The organism is Pseudomonas sp. AC070 (assembly GCF_979258635.1).
Window position 1 is genome coordinate 1720378 of sequence record NZ_OZ409871.1, and the last position, 18873, is coordinate 1739250.

Annotated in this window: 22 protein-coding genes; 12 read left to right on the plus strand and 10 right to left on the minus strand. The window is 62.3% G+C overall.

Annotated features, from left to right (window positions below; genetic code table 11):
• Positions 1 to 21 precede the first annotated feature (21 nt).
• Together solA and ACZZ0Q_RS07730 are read right to left on the minus strand one after the other, a co-directional pair.
• Positions 22 to 1152: an N-methyl-L-tryptophan oxidase gene (solA, locus tag ACZZ0Q_RS07725; protein ID WP_463539479.1), complete on the minus strand. Its 1131-nt coding sequence runs from the start codon at positions 1150 to 1152 to the stop codon at positions 22 to 24.
• A 254-nt stretch (positions 1153 to 1406) separates the two neighbouring features.
• Positions 1407 to 2465 (minus strand): GlxA family transcriptional regulator, encoded by a 1059-nt coding sequence (locus tag ACZZ0Q_RS07730; RefSeq protein WP_463539478.1) that lies wholly within the window; start codon positions 2463 to 2465, stop codon positions 1407 to 1409.
• A 103-nt stretch (positions 2466 to 2568) separates the two neighbouring features.
• Between ACZZ0Q_RS07730 and ACZZ0Q_RS07735 the strand changes: the two genes are divergently transcribed.
• From ACZZ0Q_RS07735 to ACZZ0Q_RS07765, 7 genes are all read left to right on the plus strand, one after another.
• A complete protein-coding gene (locus tag ACZZ0Q_RS07735) occupies positions 2569 to 3438 on the plus strand; it encodes a substrate-binding periplasmic protein (RefSeq protein WP_463539477.1) in 870 nt (289 codons plus the stop codon).
• Positions 3439 to 3517: 79 nt separating this feature from the next.
• A complete protein-coding gene (locus ACZZ0Q_RS07740) occupies positions 3518 to 4303 on the plus strand; it encodes an amino acid ABC transporter ATP-binding protein (protein ID WP_463539476.1) in 786 nt (261 codons plus the stop codon).
• Positions 4304 to 4306: 3 nt separating this feature from the next.
• Positions 4307 to 4960, plus strand: coding sequence for an amino acid ABC transporter permease (locus ACZZ0Q_RS07745; protein ID WP_463539475.1), 654 nt, complete (start codon positions 4307 to 4309; stop codon positions 4958 to 4960).
• Positions 4957 to 5634: an amino acid ABC transporter permease gene (locus ACZZ0Q_RS07750; protein WP_463539474.1), complete on the plus strand. Its 678-nt coding sequence runs from the start codon at positions 4957 to 4959 to the stop codon at positions 5632 to 5634. The genes ACZZ0Q_RS07745 and ACZZ0Q_RS07750 overlap by 4 nt, the downstream gene beginning before the upstream one ends.
• 34 nt (positions 5635 to 5668) lie before the next feature.
• A complete protein-coding gene (locus tag ACZZ0Q_RS07755; RefSeq protein ID WP_463539473.1) occupies positions 5669 to 7096 on the plus strand; it encodes an amidase in 1428 nt (475 codons plus the stop codon).
• Complete coding sequence (locus ACZZ0Q_RS07760) at positions 7096 to 8313, plus strand: D-amino acid dehydrogenase (protein ID WP_463560434.1); 1218 nt, start codon at positions 7096 to 7098, stop codon at positions 8311 to 8313. The genes ACZZ0Q_RS07755 and ACZZ0Q_RS07760 overlap by 1 nt, the downstream gene beginning before the upstream one ends.
• A gap of 25 nt (positions 8314 to 8338) precedes the next feature.
• Complete coding sequence (locus ACZZ0Q_RS07765) at positions 8339 to 8695, plus strand: RidA family protein (RefSeq protein WP_463539470.1); 357 nt, start codon at positions 8339 to 8341, stop codon at positions 8693 to 8695.
• A 49-nt stretch (positions 8696 to 8744) separates the two neighbouring features.
• Here ACZZ0Q_RS07765 and ACZZ0Q_RS07770 read toward each other — a convergent pair whose 3' ends face one another.
• Positions 8745 to 9662, minus strand: coding sequence for a LysR family transcriptional regulator (locus ACZZ0Q_RS07770; protein WP_463539469.1), 918 nt, complete (start codon positions 9660 to 9662; stop codon positions 8745 to 8747).
• A 117-nt stretch (positions 9663 to 9779) separates the two neighbouring features.
• Between ACZZ0Q_RS07770 and ACZZ0Q_RS07775 the strand changes: the two genes are divergently transcribed.
• Complete coding sequence (locus ACZZ0Q_RS07775; protein WP_463539468.1) at positions 9780 to 10622, plus strand: type 1 glutamine amidotransferase domain-containing protein; 843 nt, start codon at positions 9780 to 9782, stop codon at positions 10620 to 10622.
• Between the two features lie 63 nt (positions 10623 to 10685).
• Positions 10686 to 11408 carry an SDR family oxidoreductase gene (locus ACZZ0Q_RS07780; RefSeq protein WP_463539467.1) on the plus strand — a complete coding sequence of 241 codons (723 nt, stop codon included), beginning with the start codon at positions 10686 to 10688 and terminating at the stop codon, positions 11406 to 11408.
• A 34-nt stretch (positions 11409 to 11442) separates the two neighbouring features.
• On the opposite strand, the gene arsH is transcribed toward ACZZ0Q_RS07780, so the two are convergent.
• The 3 genes from arsH to ACZZ0Q_RS07795 are packed head-to-tail and all read right to left on the minus strand — an operon-like array spanning position 11443 to position 12981.
• Entirely contained in the window at positions 11443 to 12129 is a 687-nt protein-coding gene (gene arsH / locus ACZZ0Q_RS07785; RefSeq protein ID WP_463539466.1) for an arsenical resistance protein ArsH, read from the minus strand.
• 13 nt (positions 12130 to 12142) lie between these two features.
• Positions 12143 to 12613, minus strand: coding sequence for an arsenate reductase ArsC (locus tag ACZZ0Q_RS07790; protein ID WP_463539465.1), 471 nt, complete (start codon positions 12611 to 12613; stop codon positions 12143 to 12145).
• A 26-nt stretch (positions 12614 to 12639) separates the two neighbouring features.
• Positions 12640 to 12981: a metalloregulator ArsR/SmtB family transcription factor gene (locus ACZZ0Q_RS07795; protein ID WP_463539464.1), complete on the minus strand. Its 342-nt coding sequence runs from the start codon at positions 12979 to 12981 to the stop codon at positions 12640 to 12642.
• A gap of 98 nt (positions 12982 to 13079) precedes the next feature.
• Here ACZZ0Q_RS07795 and ACZZ0Q_RS07800 point away from each other — a divergent pair, with 98 nt between their 5' ends.
• The 3 genes from ACZZ0Q_RS07800 to ACZZ0Q_RS07810 are packed head-to-tail and all read left to right on the plus strand — an operon-like array spanning position 13080 to position 15134.
• Positions 13080 to 13862 (plus strand): hypothetical protein, encoded by a 783-nt coding sequence (locus ACZZ0Q_RS07800; RefSeq protein ID WP_463539463.1) that lies wholly within the window; start codon positions 13080 to 13082, stop codon positions 13860 to 13862.
• Position 13863: 1 nt separating this feature from the next.
• On the plus strand, positions 13864 to 14295 hold the full coding sequence (locus tag ACZZ0Q_RS07805; RefSeq protein ID WP_463539462.1) for a phage holin family protein: 432 nt from the start codon (positions 13864 to 13866) through the stop codon (positions 14293 to 14295).
• Positions 14292 to 15134 (plus strand): DUF3618 domain-containing protein, encoded by an 843-nt coding sequence (locus tag ACZZ0Q_RS07810; RefSeq protein WP_463539461.1) that lies wholly within the window; start codon positions 14292 to 14294, stop codon positions 15132 to 15134. The genes ACZZ0Q_RS07805 and ACZZ0Q_RS07810 overlap by 4 nt, the downstream gene beginning before the upstream one ends.
• A gap of 70 nt (positions 15135 to 15204) precedes the next feature.
• Here ACZZ0Q_RS07810 and ACZZ0Q_RS07815 read toward each other — a convergent pair whose 3' ends face one another.
• From ACZZ0Q_RS07815 to ACZZ0Q_RS07830, 4 genes are all read right to left on the minus strand, one after another.
• Positions 15205 to 16017 carry an SDR family NAD(P)-dependent oxidoreductase gene (locus ACZZ0Q_RS07815; protein WP_463539460.1) on the minus strand — a complete coding sequence of 271 codons (813 nt, stop codon included), beginning with the start codon at positions 16015 to 16017 and terminating at the stop codon, positions 15205 to 15207.
• 44 nt (positions 16018 to 16061) lie between these two features.
• On the minus strand, positions 16062 to 17063 hold the full coding sequence (locus tag ACZZ0Q_RS07820) for an NADP-dependent oxidoreductase (protein ID WP_463539459.1): 1002 nt from the start codon (positions 17061 to 17063) through the stop codon (positions 16062 to 16064).
• Positions 17064 to 17329: 266 nt separating this feature from the next.
• Positions 17330 to 18541: a cytochrome c biogenesis protein DipZ gene (locus tag ACZZ0Q_RS07825; protein ID WP_463539458.1), complete on the minus strand. Its 1212-nt coding sequence runs from the start codon at positions 18539 to 18541 to the stop codon at positions 17330 to 17332.
• A gap of 50 nt (positions 18542 to 18591) precedes the next feature.
• Positions 18592 to 18870, minus strand: a complete 279-nt coding sequence (locus ACZZ0Q_RS07830) for a DUF2790 domain-containing protein (RefSeq protein ID WP_463539457.1) — start codon at positions 18868 to 18870, stop codon at positions 18592 to 18594.
• Between the last annotated feature and the right edge of the window lie 3 nt (positions 18871 to 18873).

Below are 18873 nucleotides of genomic sequence, written 5' to 3' on the forward strand. Positions count from 1 at the left end.
GCGCAGCAGTAAAGCGATGCATCAGGTAAAGCCGTGTCGCTGGAACGAAAAGCTTTGAATCGGCAGTTGCGTGTGGCCATCGCTTGCCAGGTCGGCCAAGGCCTCGCCCAGGGCGCTGGCGAATTTGAAACCGTGGCCCGAACAGGGCGAGGCAATCACCAGGTTGGGGTCTTCGGGGTGCAGATCGACCAGGAAGTCTTCGCTCGGCAGCAAGGTGTAGCGGCAGGTGTCGGCGCGCTGGCGCTGACCCGCCCACGCTGGCAGGTAGCGGGCCACGAAGTTGTCGAGCAAGTTGAGGTCTTCGGCGTTCACCGGCGGGTTCGGCTGGTTGGGGTCGATGGGCTCGCGGAAATGGCAATGCAGGCCCACCTTGATGCCGTGGCCGTCGATATCGCCAAAACCAAAATAGGAACCTTGCTGGCCGAGGTCCCGCAGGAACACCGGCATTTGGCTGGGGGCGGCCTGCACGCCCTCGGGCGTGCGGTACCAGGCCACCACCTGTTTGATCGGCTGCGCGCGGCCACGCAACTGCGGCACCAACTCGGCAATCCACGGCCCGGTGGCCACGATCACGCGGCGTGCCTGATAGCGGCCGAACTCGGTATGCAGCGTGACGCCGGCATCGCCGCTGTCGATGTGGGTAACGCGCTCGCCTGTGCGCAGCGTGGCGCCGTTGTTTTCAGCGAGGCGCAGAAACGCCCGAATCGCGCGCTCGGGCCGAACAAAACCGCCCTGGGCTTCGAACAAACCCACCTCGTCGTCCGCCAACGCGAACTGCGGGTACTGCGCGCGAACGCGTTGCGCATTAAGCAGGGTGTAGGGCAGCTCATGGTTCTCACACGCCCGACGCGTGCCGTCCACAATCTTGCTGTCGGCACGGCCGATGTGCAAAACGCCCGTCACCTGCAACACCGCCTCGCCGGACGCCGCTTCCAGCGCGCGCCAGTTTTCATAAGCGCGCCGGCCCAGCGGCACGTAATCATCGCCCTCGAAATAACCCAGGCGAATCAGGCGGCTATCTCCGTGCGATGAACTGCCGGCATGGGCCGGTTTCGCCGCTTCCAAGCCCAGCACGTTCAGCCCGCGCTGCGCCAGAAAATGCACGGCGGCGCTGCCCATGGCGCCAAGACCGATTACTGCTACGTCATGCATAAAGGTATCCAAATTAAGCCGATGTATTAGCTTGTATGTACATGTAAAGCAAAATTAAGGCCAGGGTGCGCGAAGGCTCTGGAGCGGGGAGTTTTGCAAATCGATCAGAAAAAACGTTACGACGGCGCACGCTTTTTGCGCGTGGCTGCACCGCTTTTACTCACACATGGAGGGGAGTTGTGAAGCGGTGAGCAGCGCAGGCCAAACGACGGGTCGGCTTGTTGCGCGACGGCAGCCGAGCGTCGGCGTCGAACCTAGCCTGCGCGTTCCAGCAAGGTGCGCAATTTGCCCGGCGACATGCCGAATTCGCGCTGAAAGTGGCGAATGAAGTGCGGTGCATCGGCGAAGCCACATTCATAGGCGATTTCGCCGATCTGCCTATCCGAACTCACCAGCAACCAACGGCCAAAGCGTAAGCGCATCTGTCGGTAAAACTGGCTGGGCGTGCTGCTCGTTTGCTCCACGAAGATGCGCTCGAGTTGGCGCTTGCTGGTGCCTACAAGGGTGGCGATGGTGTCGATTTCCAGCGGCTCGGCGAGGTGTTTTTCCATCAGCATCACGGCTTCGCGCACCCGGCGGTTGGGCAGGTTGGCGTAACCGAGGGCTTTGCGTTTATCGATGCTGCCGGGGCTGGCGGTTTTCGCCACGGTCATCTGGTGAATGACTTTCGCGGCGCGGTCGGCGCCGCAGTGCAGCCCGATCAGGTAAACGGCCATTTCCACCACCGAGATGCCGCCGGCGCAGGTAATGCGTGGGCCGTCCACCAAGTAGTCGCAGTTATTCACTTGGCGCAGGCCGGGGTTCAGGCGTTTCCAGTCGTCGCGGTGGTAGGCGTGCACACAGGCCGTGCGGCCTTCGAGCAACCCGGCCTGGGCCAGCACAAAACTGCCGGTGCACAGGCCAATGAGGGGAATGTTGGCGGCCGCCGCCTGCTGCAGAAAACGCCAGTAGGCGGCAGGCACCTCGCTGTCGCCGTTGAGCAGGCCGCCGATCACGGCTATGTAGTCGAAGCGTTGCGGCTCGCTCAGCACATCATCGGTGGGTACATCGAAGCCGCAACTGGCGACGGTGCGCTGGCCGGGTAAGCCGAGGATTTTCCATTGGCAGCGAATTTGCCGGCTCTGGTCGCCAATGTCGGCGGCGTGGCGCAGCGCGTCGGTGAGCCCGGACAGCGACAGCAGCGGAAAACGCGGCCACAACACAATGCCAATCGACAGCTCAAGCCCGGCTCGGCGAGGCGTCACGCTGGTGCTGTCGAGCCGCTCGATCAGGGCTTCGGTGCGGCTGGCAACATGTCGTGATTGTTCAATCATCTGTGCAGAACCTCCAATTCGTTTCCCCTTCCTGCGCTCTACAGTGGCAACGCGGGCCAAGCACTCGCCACGCACCTAACAACAGCCTCAGGGGACGCAGAATATGAACGCAGCAAAACCGTATCGGTGGTGGGTCATGGGCGCAGCGTTGCTGACGTCTGTCGTGTTGCTACCGGTTACAGCAGCGGCACAGACCGTCGAGCCAGGCGCACTGACGATTGCCTTCAGTGGCGACATGCCGGGCACAGGTTATCAGGACGGTCAGATGATCGGCTACGACGGAGAAATTCTTCAACTGATCGCCGGCAAGCTCGGGTTGAAAGTGAAGCCGGCATTGATGGAATGGTCAGGCACCATTGCCTCGGTGCAAACCAAGCGCGTCGACGTAATGGCCGGCACCATGGGCTGGACCGAACAGCGCTCCAAGCTGATGACCCTCAGCGACCCGATCCAGTACTTCAAAAACGGCATTACGCAAACCGAAAAAACCGACTGGAAAACGCTCGACGATCTCACCGACAAACGCGTGGGCACCATCACCGGGTTTTCCTTTATTCCAGAGTTGCGCAAGTTGCCGGGCGTGAAAGTTGCCCTGTACGACACCTCGGACGCCGCAGTGCGCGACCTGTTGGCGGGGCGCATTGATGCAGTGATTGGCGACCCACCCGTCATGCAGTTCGCCATCTCGCGTAACCCTCAATGGCACCTGCGTTTTAACGCCTTTACCGATGACAACCCCAAGTACCCCTTGCTCACCGGTTTGGGGCAGGTGGTGTTCGGCTTCAGCAAAGACAACGCCGAACTCGCCGAGCAGTTCAATCAGCAGATCGCCAGCCTTTGGCAAAGCTGCGAGATGCGCAAGATCGGCGAGCGTTACGGCCTCACGCAGGACGTTTGGTATGTGCCGCAAGGCGGCACGCCGCGCCCTGGCCTGGACCGTGCGGTGGCCTGGCAGCTGCCGGGCTGCAAATAACCCAAACAGCCCTCGAGGCATGGCGGTAGCCCTCACGGGGCTACCACTTCTCTGTTTATTCGCTTGCCGGGAAATAACAATGAAAACCCCTGACAGCGCGGTGTTGCTGCGCGTGCACGAGCTGCACAAATCCTACGGCAACCTGGAGGTCCTCAAGGGCATCAGCCTGGAGCTCAAGGCCGGTGAAACCTTGTCGCTGCTGGGGCCCAGTGGGTCGGGAAAATCCACCTGCCTGCGCTGCATCAATTACCTGGAACAGCCCACTAGCGGCGAAATCTGGTTGGGCCAGGCGTTGGTCGGCCAACTGCGCAAAGGGGCCGGGCTGCGCGCAATGAGTGACCGCGAGCTGGCACCGCAGCGGCGCGAGATGGCCATGGTGTTTCAGCTGTTTTACCTGTGGCCGCACCTGAGCGTGCGCGACAACGTGGCGCTTGGGCCGATGGTGGCTCAGGGCCTGTCGCGCAAGGTCGCCTATGAGCTGGCCGATGCCATGCTCGACAAGGTGCACCTGCGCCACAAGGCTGATGCGTACCCTGAACATTTGTCCGGCGGTCAGCAGCAGCGCGTAGCAATTGCCCGCGCATTGGCCCAGCAGCCCAAGGTGATTTTGTTCGACGAGCCCACCTCGGCACTGGACCCTGAACTGGTCGGCGAAGTGCTGGCGGTCATCCGCGAGTTGGCGGAGGAGGGACGCAGCATGATTCTGGTCACCCACGAAGTGCGCTTCGCTCGCGACGTGGCGGATCGGGTCATTTTTATGGCCGACGGGCACATCGTCGAGCAAGGGCCGGCGGTGCGCCTGATCGACCAACCCGAGCATCCGCGAACCCAGGCGTTCCTCGGCAAAATGGCGGCGGGGGCCTGAACCATGGAGACCCTTCACACCTTTTTTGGCTTATTACCGGTGTTGCTGCGCGGCGCCTTGTCGGCGCTGTTGATCGGCGTCGGCTCCCTGCTACTGGCCACGTTGGGCGGTGCGTTGCTGGCCGTGGCCCACACCTTTGGTGGCCTGCGGGCGCGAGCGCCAATCAACCTGTTTGTGGAGTGGATGCGCAATGTGCCGGCGCTGGCGCACCTGTTTTTGATCTACTTCGGGCTGTCGTATTTAGGGCTTAACTTGCCGCCGTGGTTGGCCGCGATCATCGGTTTAGGCTTGGTGGGCAGCGCCATTTTGACCGATGTATTTCGCAGCGCCCTCAAGGCGTTGCACCTGGGCCAGCGCGAAGCAGGGCTCACGGTGGGCCTGTCGCCGCGTCAGGTGCTGGTCCATATTCTGCTGCCGCAAGCCTGGCGTATGGCGCTGCCGTCGTACGCCAATTACGTCAGTCAGTTGCTTAAAGACACGTCCATTGCTTCGGCCATCGCCGTGCCGGAAATCATGTTCCTGGCGCGCAATCTGGTGACCTCGACCTTTGAAACCACCCTGATCTACCTAGCCGTGATCGTGCTGTACGCCGCCATGATCTTGCCCATCGGCTACGGCTTCGCCGGCCTGGAACGCAAGTTGGGGGTGAGCCGATGATCGAGTTCTTTTCCCAGTACCCAACCTACTGGAGTGATTGGGGCCCGCGTTTGGCCGAAGGGGCGAAGATCACCGCGCAGCTGTCGCTGGTCAGTTTCACCTTGGCGTTGGCGCTCGGCCTGCTACTGACCTGGGCCACGCGTCAGCCACGGCGGTGGTTACAGCGCGGTGCCGGTGGGTTTATCCAGAGCATGCGTGCGGTGCCGCTTCTGGCCTTGCTGCTGTTGCTGTACTTCGCCCTGCCGGCGTTCGGCCTCACGCTTTCAGCGTTTGCCGCCGGGGTGCTGGGCCTTGGCTTGCAGGGCTCGGCGTATGTAGCCGAAGTGCTACGCGGCGGGTTGCAGTCATTGCACCGAGGGCAACGCGAAGCCGCCCTGGCCGTTGGCCTGACGCCGTTGCAAGCGTTCACCCGCGTGACGCTGCCGCAAGCGGTGCGCATCGTGCTGCCGCCGCTTCTCAACACCTACGCCTCGCTGCTCAAAGACAGCTCTCTGTGCGCATTAATTGCCACCGATGAGCTGATGTTGGCGGCACGGGCGATTGCTTCCGAATCGTTTCTGCCGCTGCACATCTTCCTGCTGGTGGGGCTGTGCTACTTCGCCATTGCGTTCCCGCTGTCGATGCTGGCCCGGGTTTTCGAACGCCGTTTTGCCCGCGGCCGCCGCGCCCTCTAAGCACTTTTTACTGCCGATTGTTTTGAGAGGTTCCATGACCCATTTCGCTATTCCAAGCTTTGCCAGCATGGCTGAGCTCAGTCGCCTGATGGCCGAAGGGGCGTTGCGCAGCGAGCAGTTGGTCGCGCATTACCTGGCGCGCATCGACCGCTTTGATGGCCAACTCAATGCCTATATCGACGTGTACGCCGAGCGTGCCCTCAGCGCGGCGCGGGCAGCAGACCAGCAGCGCGACGTCGGCATCAGCCTGGGGCCGTTGCATGGCATTCCCGTGGCCATCAAAGACCTGTTCGACATTGCCGGCCAGCCGCTGACCGGCGGCTCCAAGGCCCAGCCGGCGCGTATTTCCAGCCACACCGCCACCGCCGTGCAGCGGCTGCAACGCCACGGCGCCATCCTGCTGGGCAAAACCCACACCGTGGAATTTGCGTTTGGCGGGTGGGGCACCAACGCCGTAATGGGCACGCCCTGGAACCCCTGGGATAAAACCGAGCACCGCGCCCCAGGCGGCTCGAGCAGCGGCTCGGCGGTGGCAGTGGCCGCTGGCCTGGCCTGCGCAGCGCTGGGCACCGACACCGGCGGCTCGGTCCGAATTCCGGCAGGCATGTGCGGCCTGGTGGGGTTGAAAACTACCCGCGGTTTGATCAGCCGCCATGGCTTGATCGAGTTGTGCCCGTCGCTGGACACCGTCGGCCCGATCACCCGCACCGTCGAAGACGCGGCCTGGATGCTCGATGCCATGCTTGGCCCCGATCCGCTGGACCCGGTCTCAGCCCATGCCCCCACCTTCCTTTCCAGCGCGCAGCTGCACGACGACATGCGGGGCTTGCGGGTCTGGGTGTTGCCGCGCGCCGAGCGCAACCAGATTGCACGGGGAGTGCTGGCCGCCTACGACCGATCGTTGGGCGTGTTGGAGCGCCTGGGCATGCAGTTGGTTGAGCAGCCGTTGCCGGTGTCTTTGAATGAATGCATGCAAATTGCCGGCGGGCTGATGAGCGCCGAGGGCTATGCCAATCTGGGCGCGCTGTTCGAACGTGACGACCTGAGCTTTGACCCCCATGTGCAGCGCCGCATCCTCGGCGGCAAGGCGATTGATGCGGCCACCTACATCAGCCTGCAGCGCCGTCGCCTCGCTGCCCGTCAGGCCATGGCCGAGGCGATGCGGCGGGTGGATATTTGCGCATTTCCCACCAACGCCATCGGCAGTTTGCCCGTGGCCGAAGTCGACGAATACGGCACGCCATTGGCGCTGCTAGGACGCTTCGCCAATCTACTGGACCTGTGCTCGGTGGCTTTGCCCGTCGGCTTTGATGAGCGGGGCATGCCGGTATCGATGCAATTGGTCGGCCCGGCATTTACCGAAGCGCGGGTGTTGGGCGCGGGCATGGCGTTTCAACAGCACACCGACTGGCATACCCGGGTGCCGCCGGGCTGGCAGTCGCCCACGCAGGAGGTGGCCTGATGCACATTTGCGTCATTGGCGGCGGCATCATCGGCCAGACCAGCGCCTATTTTTTGCGGCAGCACGGCCACCACGTGACAGTAATTGAACGCGAAGCAGGGCCAGGGCTTGGCGCCAGTGCCGCCAACGGCGCGCAACTGAGCTACAGCTACGTGCAGCCGCTCGCGGACCCGTCGGTGATCGCCGCTATTCCCAAGCTGCTGCTGGCGCGCGATAGCCCGCTGAAGTGGGTGCCGCAACTGCACGTTGCGCAGTGGCGCTGGTGCCTGGCATTTCTGGCCGCGTGTCGCACCGCGCAATCGCAGCAAACCACCCTGCAACTGCTGCAATTGGCCGAAGAAAGCCGGCTGGCCTTTGAGCAATTTCGCCACCACGAGCAGTTGGATTGCGACTTCGCCGCCAGCGGAAAACTGGTGTTGTACCCGGATGCACCGAGCCTGGAAGGCGGCAAGCGCCAAGTGGACTTTCAGGCCCGACATGGCAGCCGGCAGCGCGTGGTGACAGTGGCTCAGGCCCTGGAGCTTGAGCCGGCATTGCGCGGCTACGCCGCCTCGTTTCATGGCGCGGTGTACACCGAAAGCGAGTGCGCCATCGACGGTTTGAAACTCTGCCACGCCCTCGACCGTAGGCTGCGTGCCGACGGCGCCACCCTGCTGTACCAGCATCGCGCCGAGCGTTTTATCAGCCAGGCCAAGCGGATTCATGCCGTTCAGGTCACTGACGCCGATGGCCAGGAAAAAACAGTGGAAGCGGACCAATTCGTGGTCGCCGCAGGCGCCCTCAGCGCGCCCTTGCTGAGCACCTTGGGGCTCAAGCCAGCGGTCTACCCACTCAAGGGCTACAGCATCACCGTGCCGGTAAATGCGGTGGGCCAGGCGCCGCGCGTCAGCATCACTGACCTGCGGCGAAAAACCGTGTTTGCCCGGCTGGGCGAACGCCTGCGCGTGGCCGGCATGGTGGAACTCTGTGGCTATGACCGCAGTATTCCTGCCGGGCGCATTGCCGAACTGCACAATGCCGCCGTCGCGCTGTTCGGGGCGGGCACAGTGCCGAGCGAAAACCACGCCTGGATGGGCTGGCGCCCGGCGACGCCAACCGGACGGCCGATCATTGGCGCGTATGGATTCGAAAATCTGCTGCTTAACTCGGGACAGGGCGCCCTCGGCATGACCTTGGCGTTTGGTAGCGCCCAACGGTTGGCGCAACTGTTGGCGTGAAACCCACTTTTTGAAGGACTTTTTTATGCCCGATATTCAACGTTTTTCCACCACCGAACGGCTCTCCGGCGCCGTGGTTCATGGCGGCTTGGTTTACCTCTCCGGTCAGGTACCGGATAGCCTCGGCGCACCCATCGAACAACAGACTCAGGAAGTGCTGAACAAAATTGACGCCCTGCTGGCCGCCGCGGGCAGCGACACCCGCCGCCTGCTGAGCGCGCAGATTTGGGTCAGCGATATCAGCCGCCACTTTGCCGGCATGAACCAGGTGTGGCAGGCCTGGCTGCCCGAAGGCAGCGCACCCGCAAGGGCCACCGTACAAGCGACCTTGGCTCGACCCGGCATCGACGTGGAGATCATGCTGGTGGCCGCCATCGGTTGAAGGTCAATTGCCACATCGCGAATAAACGCTGCTGCCCTGTGCGCGAACGTTAGTCGCCGCTCGCTACACGGGGATTGCCGGCCATAAAATCAATCAACGCCCGGGCCGCCGATGACAGCTGTCGGTGTGGTGCGTAGATGATGGAGAAGGGCCGGCTGCGCCCGCTCAGTGGCTGCAGAATCTCCACCAGTTCGCCGCGCTGCACGCGCTCGCGGCTGATGAAGTCGTACGTTTGGCAAATGCCCATACCGCTTTGCGCCAGGGAAACCACGCCGAGTACATCGTCCGAGACCACCACGTTGGCGTGCGGTATCCAGTCCACGTCCTGACCCTCAACCCGAAACAGCCAGGGCGCGACCTTGCCGCTGCTGGGCATGATGAAGGGCAAACACACGTGCTCGCTCAGCGCTTCCAGCGTCGCAGGCTGGCCCGCTCGCGCCAGGTAGTCGGGCGAGGCGACCAGCGCCAAGCGCGCCGCTTCCAGGGTGCGACCCACCAGGCCGCTGTCGGGCAGCTGGCCCAGGCGAATGGCCAGGTCGTAGCCCTCGGCCACGAGGTCGACGTTGCGATTGGTGATGCTCAGTTCCACCTGCACGGCAGGGTAGTGGCGGGCAAAAGCGCTAAGCAGCGGCGGCAGGCGGTAGTGCCCGTAGGTGGTCGGCACGCTCATGCGCACGCGGCCGCTTAGCTCGCCGTCCTGGCCACGAATGGTGTGCTCCACCTGCTCAATCTGGGTGAACGCTTGGCGCGTTTGTTCCAGGTACAGGCTGCCGGCGTCGGTCAGGCTTAGCCGGCGGGTGGTGCGTCGCAGCAACTGCACACCCAGGCGCGCTTCAAGCCTGGCCAAGGCCCGGCTGAGCACCGAGGGCGTAGTGCCCAAGGCAACGGCGGCGGCGCTGACGGTGCCTTGCTCTACCACGCGGATAAAGGCTTCCACATCACCCAAGTGATCGAATTTACGGGGCATTATTGCTTCCTGGGGCCAAATGATTTGCGGCTGAGGGCGTTTATCGTCATTTAACGCATCAATACAGTGTCTAGCCAAGAGGTGACGCCCGATCACCTGCGTATTTCTGGACTCGACATGAAACGACTGACCCGCATCGCCCTGGCCACCGCCTTGGTCGGCAGCAGCCTGACCGCCCACGCCGCGAACGTACTCGTGGTGCTCTCCGACTCAGCCAGCCTGGACCTGAAAGACGGCAAGGTGTTCGCCACCGGCTTCTACCTGAACGAGGCCCTGCAGCCGGTGAAGATGCTCCTGGACGCCGGCCACCACGTCACCTTCGCGACCCCGAACGGCAAGGCGCCGACCGTAGACAAAAGCTCCGTCGATAAAATGTATTTCAACAACGACGCGGCCACGCTTGAAACCTACCGACACCTGCTTGACCAACTGCAACTGACCCAACCCGAGCACTCGCCGGTTATCAGCCTCGCGCGGGTCGAACAGATCGGCTACGAGCAGTTCGACGCCGTGTACATTCCGGGCGGCCATGCGCCCATGCAAGACCTGCTGCATAGCCGTGCCCTGGGTCGCTTGCTGACCGACTTCCATACCCACAAAAAAACCACCGCGCTGGTATGCCATGGCCCGATTGCGTTGCTGTCGACACTGCCCGACGCCGAGCGCTTTACCGCGCAATTGCAGACGGCGAAACCGGCGAGCGCCAGCGCCGACTGGATTTACGCGGGCTACAAGATGACCGTCATCAGCAACAACGAAGAGCAGGCCGCCAAGGCGCTGCTCAACGGCGGCGAAATGAAGTTCTACCCGCAAACGGCACTGGAAACAGCGGGCGGTGCGTACAGCAGCAACACCAGCAACTGGACGGCGCATGTGGTCACCGACCGCGAGTTGATCACCGGACAAAACCCGGCCTCGGCGGTAGACGTTGGCAAGGCGCTGCTTGAGCGCTTGAAGTAACGCAGGTGCGCCGCAGGGCGTGAATGCACGCCCTTTTTAAATCGTCCAACAGGCGGGTTTTTCATGAGCAACCGTACGTTTTTGATTACCGGTGCCAGCAAGGGCATCGGCCGCGCGCTGGCGCACACCTTGGCAGACGCTGGGCACACTGTTGTCGGTATTGCTCGCCAGGCTGGCGATGCCGATTTCCCCGGCGTTCTGCTGCCGCTCGACCTGGGCGACCGCGAACAGACCCAGCACACACTCGATGCATTAGCCCGGCAATACCGCTTCGACGGCGTGGTAAACAACGTCGGCCTGGTGCGCCCGCAAGCATTGGGCAGGGTCGAGCTGGACGATTTCGATGCGGTGATGAGGCTCAATCTGCACGCTGCGCTGCAAGCCACACAGGCCCTGCTTCCGGGAATGCGCGAGCGCGGCTGGGGTCGCGTGATCAACATTTCCAGCCTCACGGTATTGGGCGTTGCCGAGCGCACCGCTTATGCCGCCGCCAAAGCGGCCATGGTGAGTTTCACCCGCACCTGGGCGCTGGAATTGGCAACCACTGGCATCACCGTCAACGCCGTTGCGCCAGGGCCAACGGAAACGGAGCTGTTCCGAGCCAGCAACCCGGCGGGCAGCAGCGGTGAAGCGCGCTACCTGGCCGGCGTGCCCATGGGGCGTCTCGGCAAGCCCGAAGAAATTGCCGCAGCCATTGCCTTTCTGCTGTCCGAACACAGCGGCTTTATTACCGGCCAGACGCTGTTCGTGGATGGCGGTGCGTCTATTGGCAGGGCGGGGTTTTAATCGCTGTCGGTGGCGACGTTGCGCGTGCGCTCACCTAAATTTCCCGCTGATTCACCCTCGCTGACAGCGCGTGTGCCGACTCATTGCGCTCTGAATAGCGGTCGACCAAGTCAGGGCGGTCGCGCAGTAGCAGGGTGAATTTCATCAGTTCTTCCATCACGTCGACGACGCGGTCGTAATACGCCGACGGCTTCATGCGGTCGTGTTCATCGAATTCCAGGAACGCCTTCGGTACCGACGATTGGTTAGGGACGGTGAACATGCGCATCCAACGGCCGAGGACGCGCAACTGGTTGACCACGTTGAACGATTGCGAACCGCCGCACACCTGCATCACAGCCAGGGTTTTGCCTTGAGTGGGTCGCACTGCGCCCAGGGCTAATGGCACCCAGTCAATTTGTGCTTTGAACACGGCGGACAGCGCGCCGTGGCGCTCGGGCGAGCACCACACCTGGCCCTGCGACCAGACCATGAGGTCGAGCAGCTCGCGCACTTTGGGATGCTCCGTAGGGACGTCATCCGGCAGGGGCAAGCCGCTGGGGTTGAAGATGCGTGTTTCGGCGCCCAGGTGTTCGAGCAGTCGTGCCGCTTCTTCCACCAAAAGACGGCTGAAGGAACGCGGCCGGGTCGAACCGTACAGCAGCAGAATGCGTGGGCGCGAGGCAGTAGTGTCGATGGGCGCAAGGAGCGTGTCGTTCAGATTGGGAAGGTCGTGGCTCACGGTTGTCTCCGGACTAAAGGTTGCCGATGCGATCAAGCTCGCGCTGCAATTCATCGCGGCTCAAGTGTTCGAATGGCAACGCTTGAAACGCCCGGCAGCGCTTTCCAATGGTTGCCAGGGTGGCGCTAAACGCAGCGCTGATAACCGCTTCGTCGCCTTTCACATCGGACGGATCATCCAGCCCCCAATGCGCTTTCAGTGCGGGGCCGAAGTACACCGGGCAGGCTTCGCCGGCGGCTTTGTCACACACAGTGATCACCACGTCGGGCACGCTGGTTTCGAAGGCGTCGTTGCCTTTGCTTGAAAGTCCGACGGTTGAGATGCCGGCTTCTTCAAGCGTCACCAAGGTGCGCGGCAGCACCTGGCCTTTGGGGAAACTCCCGGCGCTGACGGCTTCGAACCCGGCCGGGGCCAGGTGGTTGAACATGGCTTCGGACAGAATGCTTCGGCAGCTATTGGCCGTGCACATAAACAGCACTTTCACGATGGCGTCTCCGGATTGGAAGGGTGTTAGCAGCAGGCCGCGCGGACGGGGCGATCGCCCATGTGCTGAAGTCGCGAGGTGTTTTCGTACAGCCAATCGGTGTTGGCCAGCAACGCTTCGCGCAGCACGGCCTGAACCCAGGCGGGCACCTCAGGATTAACGCGGTAGTAAATCCACAAGCCTTGGCGGCGGTCGAGCAGCAGGCCGCTGGCGCGCAATTGCGCCAGGTGGCGTGACACTTTGGGCTGGCTTTCTCCCAGCGCATGCATCAGTTCGCACACGCAAAGCTCACCTTCGCTGACAACCAATAGCGTGGCGCGAAGGCGGGTTTCGTCTGCCAGGCATTTGAATAAGAGGGTGGGATTCATGGCGTCGCCAGACCGGGTAAATGCGGGATGGCGAATATATGGGTAAACGAATATAGGGGTAAAGTTCTTTGCGTGTTGGGGGCTGTTTTTGCGCCTATTTGTACTCCTTCGCCGGTTCGCTTAAGCGAAGCGGGCCGCTCTATTTCGCACTTCTTCGCCTATCAAATGTTCTGAGCTTCCGGCAAAAAAACCACGTCCTTCCCTATGCCTGTAGTGAAACCAATGCGCTCGGCAAGCCGTGCAGTCTGCCCAGCGTTTCAAACGATGGGGAACGAAAAATGAGCATATCGGGACAACCACAGCAGGGGTCGGGTGCAGGTGCACCGAACGACTCGACGCAACATCACATTAAGGGTCTTGCTGATGCCGCCGGCGCGACGTTGAACGATGCAGCCGGTCAAGGTGAGGCGCAGTTCGAGCAGCTGCGTGAGCGCGCGACCGAGCAGATCGACTCGCTGGCCGAGGGCGCGCATTCAGCAGCCTCTGCCCTTGAAGGAAAAGACGCCTTAGGCATTTCCAGCTACCTCGGGCAACTCGCTGACGGCCTGGGCGCATTCGCCGATCGTGTGCGTGACAAGAGCGCCGAAGACCTGCTTCACGAAGGCGCGCGTTTGGCCCGCGATAACCCCGCGCTGTTCGTAGCGGGCAGCGTGGCGATTGGTTTCGGCCTGTCACGTTTCCTGCGCGCCAGTGCCGAGCATGGCAGCGAAGCGCAGACAGACAATTGGCCCTCGGCCTCGGCTACCTCGTTCAGCAGCGTGCCGACCGCTACGCCTGCCGGGACGACAACCTCGTCGTCCGCGTTTACCAATGGTGAGGCGGGGCTAGCCGCTGGCTCGGGGTCCGGTTCACTGCTCGATAGCGATGTGCGAGGTATTTGAAATGAACACTGATCCGTTTGATACCGCGTCATCAAACGCGCGACCTGCCGCCAACGACAACGCCTCCATCGGCGCTTTGTTGCGTCAACTTAGCCGCGAAGTGCCGGAGCTGTTCACCAAGGAAATTGCCCTGGCCAAGGCGGAGTTACAGCACAGCCTGACCACGCTCAAAGCCGGCGTCGCGGCGGTTGCGGGCGGCGCCATGGTGCTGCTTGCCGGATTGATCATCCTGCTGATGGCGGCGGTGTACGGCCTGGGCACCATGATGCAGTTGTGGCTCGCCGCACTGATTGTCGGAGTGGTCACATTGGTGATCGGTTTTGTCATGGTGCAGTCCGGCAAAAAACAATTCGAGCCATCGCACTTCACGCCTGAGCGAACGCTGCATGCCGTGCAGCAAGACAAGGACGCTTTGAAGAGGAAAGTCCCATGAGCACTTCATTTCAAAACGAATCGCACAAAAGCCCGGAAGTCCTAGAACAGGAAATCGACGCCAAACGCCGCAGCATCAACAACATTGTCGACTCACTGGAAAGTCGCTTCACGCCCGGCCAACTGATCGATCAGGCGCTGGCGTACACCAAAGGCAATGGCGGCGAGTTCTTTCAGAACCTGGGCACCACGCTTAAAAACAACCCCGTGCCCACCACCTTGACCGGCCTCGGCTTAGCCTGGCTGGCGATGAATCAGAACAAGCCGTTCAACCCGGGCCCGGCGCATTCCGGTCCCGGTTTGGGCGAGAAAATGGGCGACGCCTTTCACAGCGTGACCGGTGCGTTGTCGTCTGCCGGTGATGGCCTGCGCAGCGCCGCAGATTCGGCCAAGGCGAAAGGGCAGCACATGCGCGACCGCGCCAGCGACTCGCTGCACCGCACCGGCGACTCGCTGAACGAGTCTTCCACTGCCTTCAACGACAACGTCCACCACATGGGTGACCAGCTCAACGCCCAGGCCAGTCAGCTCAAAGGTCAGCTCAATCATGTGATGAAAGAGCAGCCCTTGGTGCTCGCCGCCATCGGCATCGCCTTGGGCGCTGCCATCGGCGCCGCGTTGCCCACCAGCAAGCGCGAAGACCAGTTGTTCGGTAAAGCCAGCGACAAAACCCTGGCCTCGGTGAAGGCCAAGGGTGAGCAGGTGTACGAGGCAGCGAAAGAGCAGGCCAAGCCGGTTGCCCAGGCAATGAAAGGCAAGGCCGACGACGCCAAGAACACTGCGCCTGCGAAGGATGAGGCGGGTACGGACTTGTCTGCCGGGTTGGGCATTCGCCCCTGAGGCGAAAACCACCAGGGCGGATTTATTCCGCGGCGCTGCGTTTGGCGTCGTGAACTAAATCCGTCCTTTTTTATGCGCGCGCTGGCAATGCCAAACGTGGCTTGCCCAGCACCCGCGTGGCCACCCACGAGGCTGCCGGGCGGGACAACAAGCGCACGCCCAAGCACGTCAGCTTATTGAACAACCCCGGCACCACGGTGCGCTTACCGTCGAGCATCGCCTCGATGGCGGCGTGGGCCACGAAGTCGGCGCTCTTGGTCGAGGCGTTGGCGATCCACGAATAATCGCCTCCGCCTGAGCTGGCATGAAACGCGGTTTCGGTGCCGCCGGGACAGATGCACGTCACCGACAGCGACGTACCCCGGTGTTCGTCATGCAGGGCTTCGCTGAAGTTGCGCACGAACGCTTTCGAGGCAGCGTACAGCGCCATATTCGGCACCGATTGATAGGCGCCTGTGGAGGCGATATTGACCATGTGCGCCGGCGCCTTGTTGCCGCTGTGAGCATCGACGAAGCAGCGCGCCAACGCCACCAGCGAGGTCATGTTCAGTTGCATCAGCTCCGCATCGCGCGCCCAGTCGACCTCGTCGAAGCGGCGGAAGTAACCGAACCCCGCATTGTTGATCAGGATGTCTACCGGGCCGTTCACTGTGGCGGCGCGCCACAACGCTTGAGCCGCATCGGGCTGGCCGAGGTCGGCGGTAATGATCTCGACGTTGACGCCAGTACAAGTGGCGGCCACTGCCTCCAGTGCGTCGCGGCGTCGGGCCGTGAGCACCAGGTTGATGCCCCGTTTAGCGAGCGCTTGCGCGATGGCCGCGCCAATGCCGCTGGACGCGCCAGTGACCAATGCGCGCGTGCCGAGGGTAGCGGTTGTATTCATATGCTTCTCCACTGATGGGCCTCGGTAATCCGCGACCCGCCGCGCTAAATGACCTGAACCACGACCTTGCCCTTAACGCGGCCGCTGTCCGAATAGGCCAGGGCTTTTTGCGTATCGGCAAAGGCAAACACGCTGTCGATCGTGGGCCTGATAACGCCGCTGTCTACAAGCGTCGCCAGCTCACGCAACTGCCCGCCATCGGCACGCATAAACACAAAGCTGTAGGCAACGCCGCGCTTTTTCGCCTTGCGCCGGATGCCGGAACTGATCAACCGCAGCACCTGCTTCAACGGCCAGGCCAGCCCGCGTGCGGCGGCGAATGCTGGCGTGGGCGGGCCGGAAATGGAGATCAGGTGGCCGCCGGGTTTGAGGATCTGTAGCGACTTGTGCAGCTCGTCGTTGCCGAGGCTGTTGAGCACCACGTCGTAGTCGTGCAGCACGGTGGCGAAGTCTTGGGTTTTGTAGTCAATCACCAGGTCCGCGCCCAAAGCCTTAGCCGAGGCGACGTTGGCGGTACTGGTGGTGGTCGCCACAAACGCGCCCAGGTGCTTGGCAAGTTGAATGGCGACCGAGCCGACGCCACCGGAGCCGGCTTGGATAAATACTTTCTGGCCCTTCTTCAACTTCGCGGTCTCGACCAGCACTTGCCAGGCAGTCAGCCCCACCAGCGGCATGGCAGCGGCTTCGATCATGCGCAGGCTTTTAGGCGTGTGCGCCACAGACGAAGCCTTCACGGCAATGCGCTCGGCGAAGGTGCCGATGCGGTCATCGTCGGGGCGTGCGTACACCTCGTCGCCCGGCTTGAAATGCTTCACCTTGGCGCCGACGCGCAGCACTTTGCCGGCCACGTCATTGCCCAGAATCAGCGGCAGACGGTAGGGGAGAATCAACTTGAATTCGCCACTTTTGATCTTGCCGTCCAGCGGGTTAACGCCGGCGGCGTGCACCTCAATCAGTACGTCATCGTCGCGTACTTCAGGCTCGGGCATGTCGGCGAGGCGGCCGGGCTCTTTCTTGCCGTAACGATCAATGGTGAACGCCTTCATGGTGACTACTGCTCTCTGGACGGGTAAGTGGAATGCGGGTCGGCACGCGGGGAGGCGTTATCAGTTTTCTCTGAGATCGAGCGCTTGCGTCCAGGCCGATTTCTGCTGGTTGTGCAGCATCGTTGGCTGACTCATTTCGCCGTTCCCGTTGTGATGAGAAAAAGCCGCTGAACCTGACGGTCAGCGGCACATGCGGTTAATGATGTTGTTCGTAATCTAAGCTGTCAATGGTTTTGATTGTGTCCGACATCAAAAAGTGTGTTCTATCACGGCGCATTGCTTGCGCGGGCTTCCTCCAGCAATTGCTGAATCACCTGCTCCTGCTGCTCGTAGCGGCCTTCGCCGAAGTGACTGAAGCGCACCTGGCCTTTGACGTCGATGAAGTAATGGGCGGGCCAGTACTGATTATCGAAGGCGCGCCAGATCGCGTAGTTGTTGTCGATGGCCACCGGGTAGGCGATGTCGCGTTTTTGTACTTCGCGCTGCACATTGCTGATGATTTTTTCAAAGGCGTATTCAGGTGTGTGCACGCCGATGACCACCAGGCCTTGGTCTTTGTATTTCTTCGCCCACTGATTCACGTAGGGCAGGCTGCGTTTGCAGTTGATGCAGTCGAAGGTCCAGAAGTCGACCAGCACCACCTTGCCGCGCAGCGACTCGGTAGTAAGCGGCTCGGCGTTCAGCCACTGCACGGCGCCGTTTAGCGACGGCATCGGCTGGCTGGCGTCCGCCGGCATCAGCGAGACGGCATTGGCTTTGCTGATGACGTAGTCGATGAGCTTCGGCGCGTTCTCCAGCACGCTCTGTTCGATTGCTGTGCTGCGTTGCGACGACGCCTGTTCATAGAGGTAACGGTCGGCGCCGGTGGCAATCGCGACCGTGGCCAGCAACGCCGCCACACCGGTGGCGCGTCGCAGCCACGAAGTAATCGGCAGCAGCGGTTTTAGCCGCGTGACCAAGCCGCGTCCGGCTACCAGCAGCACACCGAGCGAACAGGCACTGCCGGCGCCGTAGGCCAACAGCAGCAAACTGGTGTGCGTGTTGGCGCCTTGCAGCATGGCGCTGGACAGAATCGCGCCCAGAATCGGCCCCGCGCACGGCGCCCACAGCAGGCCGGTGGTAACGCCGACTGTCAGCGCTGCAAACGGTCCGCCATTGCCGCCGGAACCGAGCCGGTTGGCCAACGCCACAAAGGGCGTGGCCAGCCAGCTGCCTAGCCGGGCAGAAATCAGCGACAGGGCGAATACGCCGAGAATTACCAACGCCACCTGGCGCCCGGCGACGTTGGCTTGCGCCACCCATTCACTGCTGACCACCGCCAGGCTTGAGACCAGGGCGAAGGTCAGCGCCATGCCCGTTAACACCAAGGCGATAGAGCGGCGTGAATGGCTGATGCCGGCAAACAGCAGCGGCACAACCGGAAGAATGCAGGGGCTGAGGACGGTGAGCATCCCGCCCAGGAATGCGATAAGCAGCATGGCGCTACCTCTGAGTTAAAAGACCAAGCCTGAAGGGGCGCGAGCGGCGATTAGTTGCCGCTGTTGCAAGCGTCGGCGAGCTTGCTGTACGTCAGCGCGCGCTTGTCGCCCATGGAATCGAGGTAAACCATCTGCGCGCTGACTACGCCGCAGGAGTGGCTGCTTTCTTCGCTGACGGACAGCACGCGGTCGATGTCCAGCTGGGTGCCGTAGGTGTAGGTTTCGCTGGCAACGTGGCTGGCGGCACTTACGCCCTGGGCCAAGGCGGGGAGGGCGCCGGCGCTCAGAACGGTCAGCAGGCAGGCGGCGGAAAGGGCTTTGAAGTTCATGGT